This window comes from Aerococcus sp. 150760013-2, from assembly GCF_053627715.1.
The window spans coordinates 1-17,420 of record NZ_JBSEYI010000002.1 but is presented as its reverse complement, the minus strand read 5'-3'; the positions used below and the strand labels follow the sequence as shown (position 1 = coordinate 17,420).

Annotated in this window: 16 protein-coding genes; 3 read left to right on the top strand and 13 right to left on the bottom strand. The window is 41.5% G+C overall.

Translation table 11 applies throughout. The features are described from left to right. Positions 1-2: 2 nt before the first annotated feature. The 4 genes from mutM to ACUW85_RS01300 all read right to left on the bottom strand — a co-directional run bounded on the left by mutM (position 3) and on the right by ACUW85_RS01300 (position 5,699). A complete protein-coding gene (mutM, locus tag ACUW85_RS01315; protein WP_182023044.1) occupies positions 3-857 on the bottom strand; it encodes a DNA-formamidopyrimidine glycosylase in 855 nt (284 codons plus the stop codon). A gap of 172 nt (positions 858-1,029) precedes the next feature. Continuing rightward, complete coding sequence (gene polA / locus ACUW85_RS01310; protein ID WP_182023079.1) at positions 1,030-3,753, bottom strand: DNA polymerase I; 2,724 nt, start codon at positions 3,751-3,753, stop codon at positions 1,030-1,032. Further along, entirely contained in the window at positions 3,704-4,249 is a 546-nt protein-coding gene (locus ACUW85_RS01305; protein ID WP_149256166.1) for a hotdog family protein, read from the bottom strand. The genes polA and ACUW85_RS01305 overlap by 50 nt, the downstream gene beginning before the upstream one ends. Before the next feature lie 199 nt (positions 4,250-4,448). After that, entirely contained in the window at positions 4,449-5,699 is a 1,251-nt protein-coding gene (locus ACUW85_RS01300) for an ArgE/DapE family deacylase (RefSeq protein ID WP_220456884.1), read from the bottom strand. 282 nt (positions 5,700-5,981) lie between these two features. On the opposite strand from ACUW85_RS01300, the gene ACUW85_RS01295 reads away from it, so the two are divergent. Next, positions 5,982-6,653 carry a histidine phosphatase family protein gene (locus ACUW85_RS01295; protein WP_149315019.1) on the top strand — a complete coding sequence of 224 codons (672 nt, stop codon included), beginning with the start codon at positions 5,982-5,984 and terminating at the stop codon, positions 6,651-6,653. Positions 6,654-6,849: 196 nt separating this feature from the next. Here the strand turns inward: ACUW85_RS01295 and ACUW85_RS01290 are convergent, their stop codons facing one another. Genes ACUW85_RS01290 through ACUW85_RS01265 form a run of 6 tightly spaced genes read right to left on the bottom strand, consistent with a single transcriptional unit; the run spans position 6,850 to position 11,096 of the window. Then, positions 6,850-7,383, bottom strand: a complete 534-nt coding sequence (locus tag ACUW85_RS01290; protein WP_048726772.1) for a dihydrofolate reductase family protein — start codon at positions 7,381-7,383, stop codon at positions 6,850-6,852. A 36-nt stretch (positions 7,384-7,419) separates the two neighbouring features. Beyond that, positions 7,420-7,929, bottom strand: coding sequence for a 2-amino-4-hydroxy-6-hydroxymethyldihydropteridine diphosphokinase (gene folK, locus ACUW85_RS01285; RefSeq protein ID WP_048726774.1), 510 nt, complete (start codon positions 7,927-7,929; stop codon positions 7,420-7,422). A gap of 2 nt (positions 7,930-7,931) precedes the next feature. After that, entirely contained in the window at positions 7,932-8,333 is a 402-nt protein-coding gene (gene folB, locus ACUW85_RS01280; RefSeq protein WP_182023042.1) for a dihydroneopterin aldolase, read from the bottom strand. A 12-nt stretch (positions 8,334-8,345) separates the two neighbouring features. Continuing rightward, positions 8,346-9,185, bottom strand: coding sequence for a dihydropteroate synthase (folP, locus tag ACUW85_RS01275; protein ID WP_182023041.1), 840 nt, complete (start codon positions 9,183-9,185; stop codon positions 8,346-8,348). Between the two features lie 33 nt (positions 9,186-9,218). Further along, a complete protein-coding gene (folE, locus tag ACUW85_RS01270; RefSeq protein ID WP_310648929.1) occupies positions 9,219-9,776 on the bottom strand; it encodes a GTP cyclohydrolase I FolE in 558 nt (185 codons plus the stop codon). A gap of 42 nt (positions 9,777-9,818) precedes the next feature. Beyond that, entirely contained in the window at positions 9,819-11,096 is a 1,278-nt protein-coding gene (locus ACUW85_RS01265; protein WP_182023039.1) for a bifunctional folylpolyglutamate synthase/dihydrofolate synthase, read from the bottom strand. A gap of 476 nt (positions 11,097-11,572) precedes the next feature. Between ACUW85_RS01265 and ACUW85_RS01260 the strand changes: the two genes are divergently transcribed. Next, positions 11,573-12,529, top strand: coding sequence for a glutathione S-transferase family protein (locus ACUW85_RS01260; protein ID WP_154836994.1), 957 nt, complete (start codon positions 11,573-11,575; stop codon positions 12,527-12,529). A gap of 96 nt (positions 12,530-12,625) precedes the next feature. On the opposite strand, the gene ACUW85_RS01255 is transcribed toward ACUW85_RS01260, so the two are convergent. The 3 genes from ACUW85_RS01255 to ACUW85_RS01245 form a co-directional block, all read right to left on the bottom strand. Then, positions 12,626-13,906: an MFS transporter gene (locus tag ACUW85_RS01255; RefSeq protein ID WP_154836992.1), complete on the bottom strand. Its 1,281-nt coding sequence runs from the start codon at positions 13,904-13,906 to the stop codon at positions 12,626-12,628. A gap of 355 nt (positions 13,907-14,261) precedes the next feature. Further along, entirely contained in the window at positions 14,262-14,858 is a 597-nt protein-coding gene (locus ACUW85_RS01250; protein ID WP_059134685.1) for a uracil-DNA glycosylase family protein, read from the bottom strand. A 115-nt stretch (positions 14,859-14,973) separates the two neighbouring features. After that, positions 14,974-16,776 carry a M3 family oligoendopeptidase gene (locus tag ACUW85_RS01245; RefSeq protein WP_182023038.1) on the bottom strand — a complete coding sequence of 601 codons (1,803 nt, stop codon included), beginning with the start codon at positions 16,774-16,776 and terminating at the stop codon, positions 14,974-14,976. Between the two features lie 137 nt (positions 16,777-16,913). Between ACUW85_RS01245 and ACUW85_RS01240 the strand changes: the two genes are divergently transcribed. Beyond that, complete coding sequence (locus ACUW85_RS01240; protein ID WP_149358393.1) at positions 16,914-17,093, top strand: hypothetical protein; 180 nt, start codon at positions 16,914-16,916, stop codon at positions 17,091-17,093. The last annotated feature ends 327 nt before the right edge of the window (positions 17,094-17,420 follow it).

The following is a 17,420-nucleotide window of genomic DNA, read 5'->3' as shown; positions in this document are numbered from 1 at the left end:
GTTTAAATAGATGATGTAATGTATTTCACTGCAAGGTGAATGCGCTGGCAATGTGGACAAAAATGCGTCCCTCTTTTAACCACGCTAATTTTCTCAATCTCAGTGCCGCATCGTGGACAGGGTTGGCCCTTTTTCCCATAGACCTTTAAATAATCGGCAAAACGACCATTCTCACCAAAGGTATTGGTATAGGTTCGAATCGTTGTCCCACCAACTTCAATGGCTGACGCCATAATCCTACGACTCTCAGAAATAATGGTTTGTATTTCCTCGTCGTATAATGATCTAGCGTTTTGTTCAGGGTGGATTTTCGCTGCAAATAAGATTTCATCTGCATAAATATTGCCAATTCCCGCAATAACCCCTTGGTCTAACAACACTGCCTTGATGGGTCTGGTTGTCTTATCAAAACGCTTTTGCAGATAGTCAACAGTTAAATCTTTTGGCTCAGGACCTAATTTCAACTTGGCAATTTCCGCTTCAGTATCCGCCTTTTCAACCATATGAATCCGGCCAAACTTCCGAACATCTCGGTAACGAAGGTCATGACCGTCAGTCAGATGACAAATAACATGGGTATATTGGTCTACCGGGCTATCCGTTGGCTCATATAGGTATTTGCCTTCCATCCGTAAATGGGCAACCCATGTTACATCAGTCCAATAGAAAAGTAAAAATTTTCCTACTCGACCTACTTTCTCTAATTGCTGGCCTGGCATCCGGCTCTCAAAGGCCTCCACGCCACCTTCTGCTTGAATAATTCTTGGCCAAGTCACTGTCACAGACGATACTGTCTTACCAATAACAATTTCTTCTAGACCGCGTCGAACCGTTTCCACTTCGGGCATTTCTGGCATCACTACACCACTTTCTAATTTCTCTTCTTCATACCATTCTAATGCAAAACCTGCCTATTGAAAAGACAAGTAGGAGGTAAAGCTTGCAAGATATCTGTCATCCTTATCCATTTTATTCCATAGGCTAGAAAAGAGGTGCCAGTCTGTTTTAAACTGCACCTCTTTTTATTCATTATTTAGCTTCATACCAAGTTGCACCGTAATTAGATTCAATTTCTAATGGCACATCTAGTTGGGCTGCTGACCCCATGACTTCCGTCACTAATTTTTCTAGTGTATCAATTTCATCTTTCGGCACTTCAAAGACCAACTCATCGTGGATTTGTAACAATAGATTGGCTTGTAACTTATGTTCTTTTAACGCTTCATCCATCTTCACCATGGCTATCTTAATGATATCCGCCGCTGTCCCTTGAATTGGCGTATTCATGGCATTACGTTCAGCAAATGAACGTACGTTAAAGTTCTTCGACTTCAAATCAGGTAGGTAGCGACGACGGTTGAATAGGGTTTCTACATAACCATCTTCTTTGGCTTTCTCTACAACATCCTTCATGTAAGCTTGAACACCTGGATAGTTTTCCAAGTAAGTATCAATAAAGTTCTTAGCTTCTGGGCGAGAGATATTCAAGTTTTGGCTCAAACCATAGTCAGAAATTCCATAGACAATCCCGAAGTTTACCGCCTTGGCATTTCGTCTCATGTTAGACGTCACCTCATCTTTAGCCACATTGTACACTTTCATAGCTGTTGAAGTATGGATATCTTCTTGGTTGTTGAAGGCTTCCTGCATATGCTTGTCACCAGAAATATGGGCTAGCACCCGTAATTCAATTTGTGAGTAGTCACTTGAAAAAATAACCCAGTCTTCGTGACTTGGCACAAAGGCTTTACGAATGCTCCGACCTTCTTCAGAACGAATTGGAATATTTTGTAAGTTTGGATCAGCTGATGATAAACGACCTGTTGATGTTAAGGTTTGTTGGAAACGAGAGTGAATTTTACCATCCTCGTGGATAAACTCTTGTAACCCTTCAACATAAGTCGATTGCAATTTATTCAATTGACGGTAGTTTAAAATCAAGTCGATAATTGGTGCTTGGCCAGCCAATTTTTCCAAAACATCCTGGGCTGTTGAATAACCAGTCTTCGTTTTCTTAATCACCGGTAAGCCCATTTCTTCAAATAGGATAACCCCTAATTGCTTAGGTGAATTCACATTGAATTCGTGGCCTGCTTCTTTCCAGATATTGGCTTCAAGACCGTCAATAATCTCTTGGAATTCAGCCTGCATAGTGACTAATTGTTGTTTATCCACTGAAATCCCTAAAATTTCAAGGTTTGCCAATACTAAAGCCAATGGTAACTCCATTCTTTGGTACAAGTCATCCATTTGGTTGGCTTCTAATTGCGGGCGAATGGTTTCTTGTAAACGTGCGATAATATGCACTTTACGGGCAATATGTTCGTACATGGTTTCAGCTTCTTCAGGAACGCCTCGTTTAGCCCCTTTGCCATAAATAGACTCATCATAAGACAAGTCATCCATATCAAATTCCCGTGCCACTTCAGCTAAGTCGTTAGAGTTATCGCGGGCATGTAATAAATACGACCCAATTAAGACATCATCCACAACCCCTGCAAAGTCGATGCCTACATAGTCCAGCATGACCTTTGTTCGTTTGGCATCAAAGACTACTTTTGTGACTTGCTCATCCGACAACCATGATTTAAATAAATCAGCCTGTAGTAAGCTAGCATCTCCAGTAAAGATTTCACTACCGTTCGTCCATGCAACAGCCACAACCTCTGAATCATGGTAGTTTTTACTCAAGTTTTCAAGGTAAATCGCATACCCATCCGCTGCAGCAACACTTGGGAAATGGTCCACTGTTAAATCCTCAGCAGATGCCACATGGGTATAGGTAACCTCTTCCCAATCTTCTGTCAACAAGTCCGCCTGGTCTGAGTTTTCCAATAAACGAGACATAAAGCCATTAAAGTTCATATCCTTGTAAAATGACATCAGCGGTTCAAGCTGTTTGCCTTTATAAGGTAACTCAGCTAATTCAATTTTCACGGGTGCATCCAGTTCAATCCGCGCCAACTTTTTAGACAGAATCGCATTGTCTTTTTCGTTGATCAGATTTTCTTTACGCTTCGATTTCTTCATATCGTCAATTTGCTCATACATCGCTTCCATTGACCCATATTCATGTAATAATTTTAGGGCTGTCTTTTCACCAATCCCTGATACACCAGGGTAGTTATCTGAAGAATCGCCCATTAACCCCTTCATATCAATGATTTGTTCAGGCGTAATCCCCATATCTTCCATAATCGAAGCTGGCGTATAAGATGCTAATTCAGATACCCCTTTTTTGGTGATATCTACTCGGACATTGTCACGTGCCAATTGCGTCAAATCCTTGTCCCCAGAAATCACGACAACATCAAATTCTTCAGGGTCTACTTTAGTCGCAAAAGTCCCGATAATGTCGTCTGCCTCATAGTTAGTCAACTCATAATGCGCAACCCCAAAGGCATCTAGGAGCACATTGAAAAATGGCATCTGCTCTCTAAACTCAGATGGTGTTGATTGACGCCCACCTTTATATTCATCAAAGAATTCGTTTCTAAAAGTCGTTTTACCTGCGTCCCACGCCACCAAGGCATGCGTCGGCTGTTCTTTTTCCAAGATATTATTCATCATTTCATGAAAAGCAAACAAGGCATTGGTATGCATACCATTCTTGTTTACGAATGAATCGATATTATGGATGGCAAAGAAAGAACGAAAAGCCAGAGATGACCCGTCAAATAGGACGAGCTTCTTCTTTTCTTTATTAGTACTCAATTGAGTCGCCTCCTGAAATTCGTTGGAATACACCTGCATCAATCGTTTCAGCGTCATTTTGTAGGTGCTCTTGTGGTGGTAAAACTGTCAACATAGCATCTAATACACGGTCGTCGTCAGTCGCATTGGTAAATTTTCCAATACAGTGAATTGTCACAAATTGTTTTAGTTCTTCTACGCGAATAACTTCAAATTCAAAAGTAATGATTGAATTGTGTGGAATAGAGTGAATAATATTGATGTTCATTTCAACTAAACGTGACCCGGGTCCAGGGAAATTCATCGATACTGTACGCGTAATAATCCCCATTAAGGCGATTGGTGGTACAACAACCTCGCCTGGAGTAAGGCCTGCTTTATGTGACGTCTGTTGTAGGTATGCGGGGTTCGAGTCTGAGGTAACCCCCATGTATAACAAGACATCTCGCTCTCTAATCGATTCAGTTACACGGAAAGTGTCGCCAACTTTGATTGCTTGAAGGGTTTTACCCATTTCAGCTTGTTCTTGAGTCTCTTCTAAATTATGTTCTACCATATTCAATACACCCCTAGGCTTATTTTATGATCATGTCATTTCCAACGATTATTTGTTGCGAAAAAATGCAACAGTCTCTTTCATATTTTATCAAAGAAAATGGATATATGCGACAAATACAATAGTATGGTGGTAGATACCATTGTACCGGCTACATAAAAAAGCTATGACCAGAATGTCATAGCTTTTTTAACCAATTTTATTTGTTTTCTAAATAAGTGGCTAACAAGTCAATGTATAAGTTGACGAATGTTAGATACTCGTCCTTGTCCACGTATTCATCAATTTGATGTGATGTTGTTGATCCTGGGCCAAAGATGATGATTGGGTAGCCTGCTGGTTTGTTAGCAACAAAGTTTGCCCCATCCGTACCACCTGTCATTGGCACAACTTCCAAGTCTTGGTTTAGGTAAGTAGCACCTAATGATTTGGTTAATTGGACCAAGTCTGAATTAACCCCGCCATTTAGTGGTTTTAAGTCTAGGGTTAATTGTAGGTCGAAGTCAGCCCCTTTATCCAAGAATTCTTGGTAAACTTCAGAAAATACACCTTTAACTGCTTCGTTGTCGAATTCAGGTACCGTACGGATGTTGAAGACAACTTCTGCGTTGTCAGGAATGGTATTCACTTGGTCACCACCACGGAATACAGTCACGTTAAAGGTTGGCTGTTTCAATAATTGGTCTAATTCTTGGTTACCAGCGTCGTCACCTTCAACTGCCCCGTATAAATTCAATACTGGTGAGAAGTCTAATTGACCAAAGCTGATATCTTTTGTTGCTTCCTTGAACGCCTCTTTAAATGCTAAGGCAAAGTCCATCAATGGGTCAATGGCGTTGATGCCGCCACGTGGTCTAGATGAATGAACAGATTTACCGCGTGATGACACCACAAAGTTCATTGAACCCTTGTGAGATGGGTGAATCATCCCTGTTGTTGGTTCACCAATCACGATAGCATCAATATCAGATACATAACCTGCTTCTTCTAGTTGGATTGAACCGACAGCCCCATTTTCCTCGTTGTAAGTCGCTAACAGGCGTAAAGTACCGCGTTCTAATAGTCCTTGTTCTTTAATTTCGATCATAGCAATCACTAAGGCAGCCAATCCGCCTTTCATATCTGTAGATCCACGGCCGAATAGTTTCCCGTCACGCTCAGTCAATGTGTAAGGATCAGACGTCCAAGCCTCCGCATTCCCGGCAGAAACTACATCCATATGACCAGAAATAGCTAATACTGGCGAACCAGATCCGATTTCAGCTACCAAGTTGGCACGACCAGGAATCCCTGTTGGAATCACCTTAGAATCGATTCCATACTCGCTTAGTAGGGTTGCAAGATAATTAGCCACATCTTCCTCATTACGGTCCACCGTCTCGATAGCCACAATATCGCTTAAAATTTTAATTTTCTCTTCATCAGTAAATACTTTAGCTACTTTTGTCAAAAAAACACTCCTCATTTTTTGCCAATTTCTATGGCATTCATCTCTACTTTTCATTTTAGCACGAATTTTTGGACACAAATAATAAATTGCCTACGAGATTTCAATCAGGGGTGTTCGCTTTTATTGAACTAAGTATGCGAATAAATCTCTCAACTGATTGAATCAAGATTTGGGTTAATAAGATCATATATCATCATTATTATGGAAATCGTTTTCATAAATCGTTTATTATGCTAGAATAAAGTTAACATCAAATTCCAAAACATGAGAGGAGTGAATATTATGGCAGCTATCCATTATTACTTTGTCCGTCATGGTGAAACGACGGCCAATGCAGACCAACGCGTCCAAGGATGGGCAGATTCACCAGTTACACGTGTCGGCATGCGTGTAGTCGACCAAGTAGCTGATACCCTAGCAGATGTCCCATTTGATTTAGCTTATACAAGTGATCTAGACCGGTGTATTGAAACAGGTGAGCGCATCTTAATGAAACAAGAAAATGATATCCAACTATTCCCAGTTGAAGGCTTTAGAGAGTACAACTTTGGTGGTTTAGAAGATCAAGATATCGAGAAAGTATGGCCAAAATCCATTAGTCAATTAGTGGACGACATGCGGATTAACCAAATCCCTTCAACCCAATACGTGCCACTAATTATTGAAAATCTTGTGGACCGAGACGAAGAAGGCAATTCAGAAGACTTTATCACCTTCTGGAACCGGATCGAAGAAGCTATGTTGGATATCCATGACGACGCCCTAGAAGTAAGTATGGAAACCCAAAAGAAAGACATCCACGTCTTAATCGTCAGCCATGACATGCCCATTCGCTTCTTCCTACATGAAGTCCTACCAGAATTCGACCTAAAAGAAGAATTAGAATACGGCCATTATGCCCATGTCGTTTATACCAAAGGTGCCTACGAACTAGAAGAATTTAACCAAGTGTAACTGTTATGCAATTCATTTCATAAAAATTAAAAAGGTGTGGTTTACTATTGAACCATACCTTTTAATTTTTGGATAAATAAACAAATTATAGCGTCAAAACAATTATTAAAATATATCTTCCTAATATTGATACAGTAGAAATGTGTATTTAACCTTCTTCACTTCTAAAACAAACAAAATAATTATTCGTATTTATTTAACGTCTGTGATAAATATGGATGGTTAATCCACCCATCACATCAACTTGGTCTAGTTGTAAAGGTATACTTTCATCTAATTCATAAAATAAAGGTTTACCTTTACCTAAAATAATCGGTACGGTCCCAATAATGTACTCATCTATCGCATTAGCTACCATAAATGGCTTCAATACAATTCCCCCGCCATATAGGTAAATATGATGGCCTTGCTTTTTCTTAGCCATCATTAATTTCACTATTTGGCCTGGTCTAACAAAATGGATATTACCTTCATTAGGGCGTTTTTCATTTGTAACCACGTAAATCGTTTTACTCGGGAAATCTGTTGCAAAACCAATTTTATAGGATTGATGTCCCATTACAATAATGTCATACATATCAAAAAAGGCTTCGAGTGAATACGGGGAATCACTCGTTGAGATGTCTTTTAAGTGAGGACCTGGTATACCTTCAATAAAATCAAACTGATCATCTAAGTCAGCGATATACCCATCTACACTCTGTACAATACTTAAGGCAATTTTACCCATGATTTCCCCTTCCTAATAAGCATTTATTTTCAATGGTTATAAATCTAATGAGAATCCTGAAATCCGGACATCATCTTTTTCAGCTTGTGGTAGTTGATCGCGTAAACTAGCAACTGTTTGTCCTAAAATGGGTACCTGCCAAGATCCAACAATATCAGCAGCCGGACATAAGACAAAAGCCCGTTCATGCATACGCGGATGCGGTACTAGTAAGTCTGATGTGTCAATAATCTCTTCATCGATGAGCAAGATATCCACATCGATAGTACGAGGGCCATTTTTAATGGTCCGAACTCGTTTTTGGTCTTGTTCAATGCTTTGACAAAAAGCCAATAAATCAGCTGCTGTTAAATCAGTTTGGATATGCATAACCATATTCAAAAAGTCCTCTTGATCAAGGTAGCCTTTGGGGACTGTTTCATAGATTGGCGAAGTTGCCACTACTTTAATCTCTTCATTTTGCTTAAAGGCCGCCACTGCATTTTTCAAGTGGTCAAGTCGTGGTTGAATGTTAGACCCTAAAGCGATTAATACATCCGATTGCATCCTTATTTCACCTCATTTATTTGGTCAAACCATGCCCGGTCTCGTTGAATTTCAATGGCTACACTGTCATAAATCCCGCGAATGGGTGGATCAGGTTTCACCACTTTGATGTTCACTTCTTCAACGAGTGGAAAGTCCCCTAAAATCCGCATGGCTAACTTGTGGGCTAATCGTTCCAATAATTTAGCAGGGGCTTCATGTACGACAACATCTTCTATAACCGTATAGACATCGGCGTAGGAAACTGAATCATACATATCATCTGATTGGCCAGCTGGCGCCAAGTCTACCGCTAGAACTGCATCCACATTAAACCGTTGTCCTAAGGCCGTTTCTTCAGCCAACAAGCCGTGGTTGGCGTAAAATTGCAGGTTATTCAAATAAATTTTATCCCTTGTAGCCATCAGAACCCCTCCTTAAATACTCACTGGGTCAATTTGTCCGCGTTTGATCGCATCTGCCACCGCTGCAGCTTCCTTGTTGACTTTCACATTGTGGACCCGAACCATATCAGCCCCCGATAAGATCCCTGAAACCGTTGTGGCTGCGGTCGCTACGTCGCGTTCATTAGCTGGCACATCCACTAATTTACCCAAGAATCCTTTTCTTGAAGTAGCCAAAAGGACAGGCATATTGAAGCTAGCTAATTCTTGTAAGCCTTGGATTGCCAACAAGTTGTCGTCCGCCGTTTTGGCGAAACCAACACCAGGGTCAAGAATCAGCTGGTCGTCACGCATGCCTTGAGCACGGGCAATATCAACAGCGTTTTGTAGGTCAGCTTTCATCTCTTTCATGATATCGCTATAAGCCTGGTATTCTTCCCGGTTATGCATCAAAATTAAAGGCGCATCAAAGTCAGCGCAAACTTTGGCAATTGCTGGTTCACGGGTCGCAGCCCACTGGTCGTTAATAATATCTGCACCTGCTGCAAGAGCTTGACTGGCTACTTCAGCCTTCCAAGTATCTACTGAAATCAAGACATCCGAAACTTGACGAATAGCTTGAACTGCTGGAACAACCCGGTTAATTTCTTCTTCAAGGGTAACTGGGACGTGGCCAGGACGGGTAGATTCGCCGCCCACATCAATAATATCTACCCCTTCAGCGACCATTCTTTCTACTTGGGCAATCATGTCGTCAGTGGCAACATAGGCTCCGCCATCTGAAAATGAATCAGGGGTCACATTTAAAATGCCCATGATCCAAGTGTGGTCGCTTGGGAAATTGAAGGTTTTATTTAATCGTTTAATATACATCTCGTCACAAACTTTCTATGTTCACTGCATCCACTATAAATTCATCATATCTAAAACTTCTTGACGGCGACCGCGGTCAGTATAAGCACCACGGGTTGCGTAAGTGACTGTCTTAGCACCTGGTTTCTTGATGCCCCGTAAAGTCATGCACATGTGTTCCGCTTCTAACACAACAAATACGCCTTCTGCACCTAATTCTTCCGCTAATACGTCCGCTACTTGGTTGGTTAACCGTTCTTGTAATTGCGGTCTCAAAGCAAAATCTTCGACAATCCGTGCCAATTTAGATAGGCCGATAACCTGTCCGTCTTTAGGAATATAGGCTACATGCGCTTGCCCAATCACTGGTAATAGATGGTGTTCACATGTTGAGTGGAAGGGAATATCCTTTACCAATACAAATTCTGATGCTGATTCAGAAAAGGTTTTTTCTGTGTGGATTCTCGGCTCTCTGTTTAGCCCGTCAAATACTTCCGCATACATTTTGGCTACCCGTTCTGGCGTTTCAACAAGTCCTTCACGGTCCGGGTTTTCGCCCACTGCAAGCAATATCTCCCGTACTGCCTTTTCAATTCTTTCCATATCCATTATTGTCACCTTTTCCTATTTAATATTGAAAACTCTTTATCATGCTTATAGCCGATTTTTGATGGTGTCCCGTAAATAGCCCACAAAGTAGAAAGACCCAAATATACATAAGAGGTCCTCCTCCTTTAAATCCCCTTCCGCAATTTCTAAGGCTGCCTGGTCTGAATCCGCAAACTCAACCTCGGTGCCAGATGCTTTGATCATAGCTGCCAATTGGTCACCAGCTAAAGCCCGGTTTGAATGCGGAGTTACGGTAATGATTTTTTGAAAAATGGGGGCAATGACCTCAACCACATGGGCCACGTCCTTGTCCGCTAACATGCCCATAATAGCTACTCTTTTGCCCACTTTTGAAGATGGGTAATGGGTTAAAATCGCCTCTTTTAAGGATAAAATCCCGTCCATATTGTGAGACCCATCGATGATGATTGTAGGCTCCGATGCTACTATTTCAAAGCGGGCTGGCCAAATAACAGTCGCAAGTCCTTTTTCAATGGCCTGGTCAGAAATGACGATCCCTTGTCCTTTCAAAACTTGGATAATTTCAATGGCTAGGGCTGCATTATTCACCTGATAAGGGGCTTGTAGGTTAAGCGTATATTTGCGTCCTTTATATTTAAATGACTGTAATCCGTGCTCGTCGATACTTAGCGGTTCTATATCCCCTGGCTTGACTTCATGTATAGGCACTTGAAGGCGGTCAGCTTGTTGTGTGATGGCCCTTTTCGCCTCATCAACTTGCGGATATAATACCAAGGGCACACCTGCTTTCAAGATGCCGGCCTTCTCACCTGCGATTTCAGCTAGTGTGTCGCCGAGGATTTTCTGGTGGTCCAGGGCAATTTTCGTGATGGCCGTGACCAGTGGTTGGTTGATGATATTGGTAGCGTCCAATCTACCGCCCAAGCCAACTTCTAAGACGACAAAATCTACCTGATTTGCCTCAAAGGTCAACCAAGCGAGTCCGGTAAAGACTTCAAACTCGGTGTAATATTCATCCGGTCCTAATGCTGCCGTCATCCGGTCAACTTGTGACATGAGCTGGGTGTCAGTGATTTGTTGGCCATTGATTTGAATGCGCTCGTTGAAGTCGACTAGAGACGGGGAAGTGAATAAGCCAACCTTGTAGCCAGCTGCTTGTAGGATAGTGGCCACCATTTTGGCGGTTGACCCTTTGCCGTTTGTCCCAGCGATATGAATGGTTGGGAGTTGATTTTCTGGATGGTTAAAGTGCGCCATTAACTGTTTCATCGACGCTAATCCTAACACCATTTCGCCGGCGGGTGCTAGGGGCAACTTTGCTTGAAGTGATTCGTAACGCAATGGATAAGCCTCTTTTCGTGATCTATTATGAGTAGAAGACCTTTAAACCGTCTTCTAAAACGTCTATAGGTAGGATTTAGCAGATGGATGCACCATTTAACACCAACAACATTCGGTATTTTCTTAAAACATATGCCCCGACCTGCCATAGCCATACCTAGTCCCATTAAGTATAGCTAACTTTTAATTGTTAGTCATCAAGGATTACTCAAAAAAACATAGTTCGTGTTTGAAGCGATGCCTATGCGTTAGAAGGGAGCCGAATATTACGCCCAATGTTGGATGGTTCCACCGCAAGTAGCGTTCTGCAGGGCAGACAGGTGATGCTAGAGCAAGCGGATGCAGAAGGCCTTCCATTAATAGCAGTATCCTCTCTCCCCTCAACCCCTATCACTTGAGAAATAGAGTCAACTATATTACAATAAGACATATATTAATTTGAAATCGAATTATTATTTCTAAAAGGAGATGAATGCATGGGATTATTAGTAGACGGCGTTTGGAAGGACCAATGGTATGACACAGAGTCAACAGGTGGTCGTTTCGTCCGCAAAGACTCACAATTCAGAAACTGGATCACAACTGACGGTGCACCAGGTCCTTCAGGTGAAGGTGGCTTTAAAGCAGAAGCAGGACGCTACCACTTATACGTTTCACTAGCGTGTCCATGGGCTAGCCGTACCTTAATGTTGCGTAAATTAAAAGGCTTAGAAGACCTTATTTCTATTTCTATCGTGAACCCAATCATGTTGGAGAACGGCTGGACATTTGCACCAGACCAAGGTGTAATTCCTGACCCCATTCTAAATGCTGACTTCTTACACCAAGTCTATACACACGCAGATCCTAATTACACAGGCCGTGTAACAGTACCTGTTTTATACGACAAGGAAAAAGATACCATCGTCAACAACGAGTCATCTGATATTATGTTGATGTTGAACTCAGCCTTTGACGAAATAGGTGCCATTGAAGGTGACTACTACCCTGAAGAATTGCGCGACCAAATCAAAGAAATGGATGACTTTGTCTATCCAAACATCAACAACGGTGTTTATAAAGCTGGTTTTGCGACAGATCAAGCGGTTTATGAAGAAGAAGTTGGTCATGTATTTGATGCCCTAGAAAAATTAGACGGTATCCTAGCTGACAAAAAATTCTTATTAGGTGACAAATTAACAACATCTGACATCCGCTTGTTCCCAACATTAATCCGTTTCGAGCATGTCTACTACGGTCACTTCAAGTGCAATATCAAACACTTAACTGACTTTGAAAATGTATGGCGTTATACGCGTGAAATCTACAACATGGCAGGTATTTCTGACACAGTTGATTTCTACCACATCCAACACCACTACTATGGTAGCCACCCGACAATTAACCCGAATGGCATTATTCCAGCGGGGCCAGCAATCTCTTTAGACATCTAAGATGACTGCAAACAATTAAATAAGCCAATACGAAAAAACTGGTGGTCACTATTAAAAAGTGATCACCAGTTTTTCCTTTTGTTATGAGCAGGTTACCTATCCTTTTACCCCGTCTTCTTTAACGCCTAGTAATAAGGCACCCCCGATAATAAAGAGGATAATTAAACCAAAGACCCCATTCAAGGAATTACCCGTCATTTGGGTGATAATCCCTAATAAGGTTGTCCCGATAATGGAAGAGAATTTTCCGAAAACATTATAGATGCCGAAGAATTCATTCGTTTTGCCTTCTGGTACTAATTTTCCAAACATCGAACGTGACAAGGCTTGTAAGCCACCTTGAGCTGTCCCAACCATACAAGCTAGTATAAAAAAATCAGTCGCTGTTTCCATACTTAAGGCATAGATACAGATAATGATATAAGTCACAATCCCTACATAGATAATTTTCTTATCTCCGAATCGTTTGGCCAGCTGCCCGTATAATACTGTGAATGGAAAGGCCACAATTTGAACGATCAATAAAACCACTACAAGGACTGTCGCTTCAATCCCTAAGTCAGTTGCTACAGCCGTTGCCATTGAAATAATCGTCCCTACCCCGTCGATATATAAGAAATAAGCCAATAGGAATATAAATAACTGACGGTATTGGGCCATGTCTTTGATGGTATCTTTCACCCGTTTAAAGGAATCGCGAATGGGGCTTGGACTTGGGTTGATCCAAGATTTTTGTTGGACATTTTGCCAATAAGGAATAGTAAAGGCAAACCACCAAATAGCGGTTAATACAAAGGCTGCTCTGGTTAACCAATCTAGGGTAAACGGCATAGCATCAATATTTAACATAAAAACTAAATAGAATAAGAATGGTACACAAGACCCGATATAGCCCATACCGTAACCCATTGAAGATACGCGAGACATCCGGGTTTTAACCGTTACATCAAGCAGTGAAGCATCATAAAAGACATTTGACGATGAAAAACCGATATTGGATAAAACATATAAAATTAATAAGATTAACCAAGCCATTCCCCAAGTCCCACCTGGTGTAAAAGCCATCAACAATATAGAAATAATACCTAACAAGGTCCCCATCGTAAACAAGGGCTTTCTAAAACCTCGGTATTCAGCGATAGACCCTAAAATCGGTGCCATCAAGCCTACTAAGGCCGTTCCGATAGAATTGGCATAAGACAAGTAGGCGGTTGAATCTGCGTCCGCAACTCCCGCCCCTTCTGCGATTGCCTTATAAAACAAGGGAAATAATGTTGCTGTGATAACTAAGGAATAAGCTGAATTCCCTGTATCCTGTAAAACCCACGACCATTCTTCTTTGGTGTAACCCCAAAATTTTTTACCTATCTCTGCCATGACTTGCCTCCGTATTTTTATTTTTGTTGATGGTAGTTGTAAACCGCTAATTCAACAATTAAGTCATAAGGAATTTCTGAATCATAGGAAAATTGTAAGGTCCCTTGCCTGACCTAAGATCTGCCCCCTTGTCCTCAAAAGTAACAATCGTTTTCGGGAAGGGATAAATCCCAAGGTAAAACTTGTTGCTCCCGTAGTGGGTAACCATCTCCTTATCAAAAAGGGTTTGCATGCCATAGGAAATTTTCTCCTGACAAGCTGGCAATGCCGACGCTAGCTTATGTCATAACTTCATTAAAATGGCTTGGACATCATCTGCAATATAGTCATCGATTGCTAGTACCTGGTCAATTACCTAGTCCTCCTTGATATACGTCTGTATCATCTCTTTAAAATCAGGTAGTACATCTGTTTCAAACCAAGGATTCTTCTTCATCCACCTTTGGTTTAAAGGGGACGGATGGACCAGGGGAAAATATTCTGGTAAATAGTCCTTGTAATGTCTAACTGTTTCGGTCAGGTTTTTCTGCCGGTCTTTTCCCAAATAGTGTTTCTGTGAATAATTACCAATCAAGATAATGGTTTCTATATTGGGCATTTCCTTTAGAATTTGCGGATGAAACTTGTCTGCGAATCCCTTTCTTGGTGGTTTGTCCCCCGTTTTGGCCTTGCCTGGATAATAGAAATCCATGGGTAATTGGGCAATCAAATCAGTTTCATAGAATAGTTCCCTAGAAATCCCCATCCAATTTCTTAACCGGTCTCCCGACTGGTCATTCCAGAAAATTTGTGTCTCCTCTACCTTCTTACCAGGTGCTTGGCCGATAATGGCAATCCTGGCATTTTTTGAAGCATAGAAAACAGGTTTAATCCCACGGTCGGTATAGTCCTTGTTATAAGGATCGGCAATAATCTCTTGTTTGATTTCGTCAAAAATGGTTGATTTAGTCATAAAAATCACTACTCCTTATTAGGTCAATTATAGCACGCAAAGTTTGTGCATATTGTAAAAAGCAGGTAAAGGAAATATATCCCTACCTGCTTTAGCAACTTGTTTATATATTCCATTAAACTAAATCTTCCGATTCAGCCAAGAATTCTTTCACGTCTGCTGCCGCTAAATCGATGGCAGCTTGCCAGAAATCTGGCTTAGTTAGGTCAGCGCCTAAATGTTTCATGGCCAATTCTTCAGTGGTCATCCGTCCTGTATCTTTCAATAAGGCGATGTAACGCTCTTCAAATCCTTCCGGTGCTTTCAAGTATTCCGCATAGATTCCTAAGCTAAACATGTAGCCGAATGTATATGGGAAGTTGTAGAATGGCACGTCATCGATGAAGAAGTGCAACTTACTAGCCCAGAAATGTGGGTGTAGGTCATTAATGGCCCCACCAAAAGCTTCTTTTTGGGCTTGGGTCATCAATTCATTCAAGCGACTTTCTGATACAAAACCGTCTTGGCGCTCAGTATAAAAGGCTGTTTCAAATAAGAAACGAGACCGGATGTTCATAAACATAGCAATGGCATTTTCCATTTTCGCGTTCAATAATTGTAGGCGCTCAGACTTACTTTTGGCCTGTTTTAAATTGGCGTTGGCCACAATTGTTTCAGCGAATGTCGACGCTGTTTCAGCCACATTCATAGCATAAGCTTGGTTAGACGGTGCTTCACTAGTTAACACATCAGAGTGGAAGGCGTGACCTAATTCGTGGGCCAAGGTTGATGTATCGTTTCTTGAGCCTGTAAAGGTCATAAAGATACGGGTTTCATCTTCGTTGATGGTTTCAGTACAGTAACCACCTGGACGCTTGCCGGGACGGTCTTCTGCTTCAATCCACCGCTTGTCTATAGCTGATTGGGCGAAGTCCGCTAGCTTGTCCCCAAAGGTTCTGAAGTTTTCCACCACAAAGTCTGCCGCCTCATCGTAAGTAAAGGTCGTTGGTTTAGTGTCCTCGAAATCTAATGGCGCATCAACATCTTGCCAGTTCAACTCGTCTAAACCAAGCAAAGCCTTTTTCCGGTTTAAAAATTGGACAAAGGTATCTTTATTGGCTGCAACAGCTTGCCACATAGCTTCCACAGTTTCCGCTTTGATACGGTTATTTTCTAGAGGCTCCTCCATGAAATTATTGTATCCATGCGCTTTTTGAGTGGTTAACCGGTAGCCAGCTAAGTGGTTTAAGACATCAGCGAAGACTGGACCGTATTGAGCAAAGGTCTCTTCCCAAGAAGCGAAAATTTTCGCCCGGTTTTCAGGATTTGGGTCAGCGTACATGTTGTTCATGGCCTGTCCCACTGAATAATCGTGGTGGCCGTCGTCTAAATCGACTGAAATCGTCATCACTGAAGCCGTCGTAGAATAGGTATTTGACCAACCAGATAAACCGTCGATTTGTAATTCAGATAAAAGAGCTTCCGCTTGATCATCTAATAAGCGTTTCGCATCGCGGCGGTCTTCCTCAAGGGTGAACGCAATTTCAGCCAAGCGAGGTTCCGCTAAAAAGTCCTGAAATGCGGCATCGCTTAGGGTCGCCAATTGTTTGTCTAACCCTTTGCGGGCAATCTCATAAGCTTGGTTTAAAGTCGCCACCTTATTAATTGCTGCCGAAGCGGCCTCGTCACGCATGTCTGCGTCAGATGCCATTTGGGCGTAGGTAATTAAAGTAGTGAAGTGGTTTAAGTATTGGTCAGCTTGATCAATAATACCCGCAAAAGTTGCTGGTGCGCCTGTTGTATTGATATCAAATGCTTGCATGTCTTTGATTAAGGCATCTCGTTTTTGGACTAGGGTTTCTAGTGCCTCTTGAAAGGCATTCCCTGTCACTCCGCCTTGATACATGGCGTCTAAATCCCAAGTGTCATTATATTTCATTTAAAAACCCTCTCCTCTTGCTTTGTTTTCGCTATCATTATTCTTTCCTATTTTACTCTTGATTGCAGTTTGATTCAAATCATTCAGAATATACAGTACACATAGACCTTCGACCTTCAATTTAGGCAAGCAAAAAAATGTTGATTGGGGACAAGCGGTTACTACGAGATAAGATTTTGTACCAGTACGAAATCTTTAACCTCCAGCGGTTAACCTCAGAAGTGGATAACGGCAATCAACCGGATCGGGTAAATGCCCAGTTGGAAAAATTCGCCTATGAAGTCATGCCTTATATTAAGAAACATACGAAAAACTAAGTAAAAAGGTCGCGAAAAACGGTTCTATAATAAATAGTGTTGGTGAGATTCAATTGAGTCTCATCGGCACTATTTTTGTGTACGCAAAAAGAAGGACATGATATCCTTATTTCAAGTAAACCTCGACGAATACTGAAAGAAGGAAAATCCATGTCCCATATAACTATTATAAAACAACTTTGCGGAATTCTCGACAATAATATTCAAATTGGTGTACCAGAGGGAATGACTATGCTTCCAACTGAAAAGTATCAAGATGTGAATTATATAGTCGTTGAAGGCGTCTTAACCTACAAGCCTAAGGCTTGTATCCAATGTGGTGTAAAG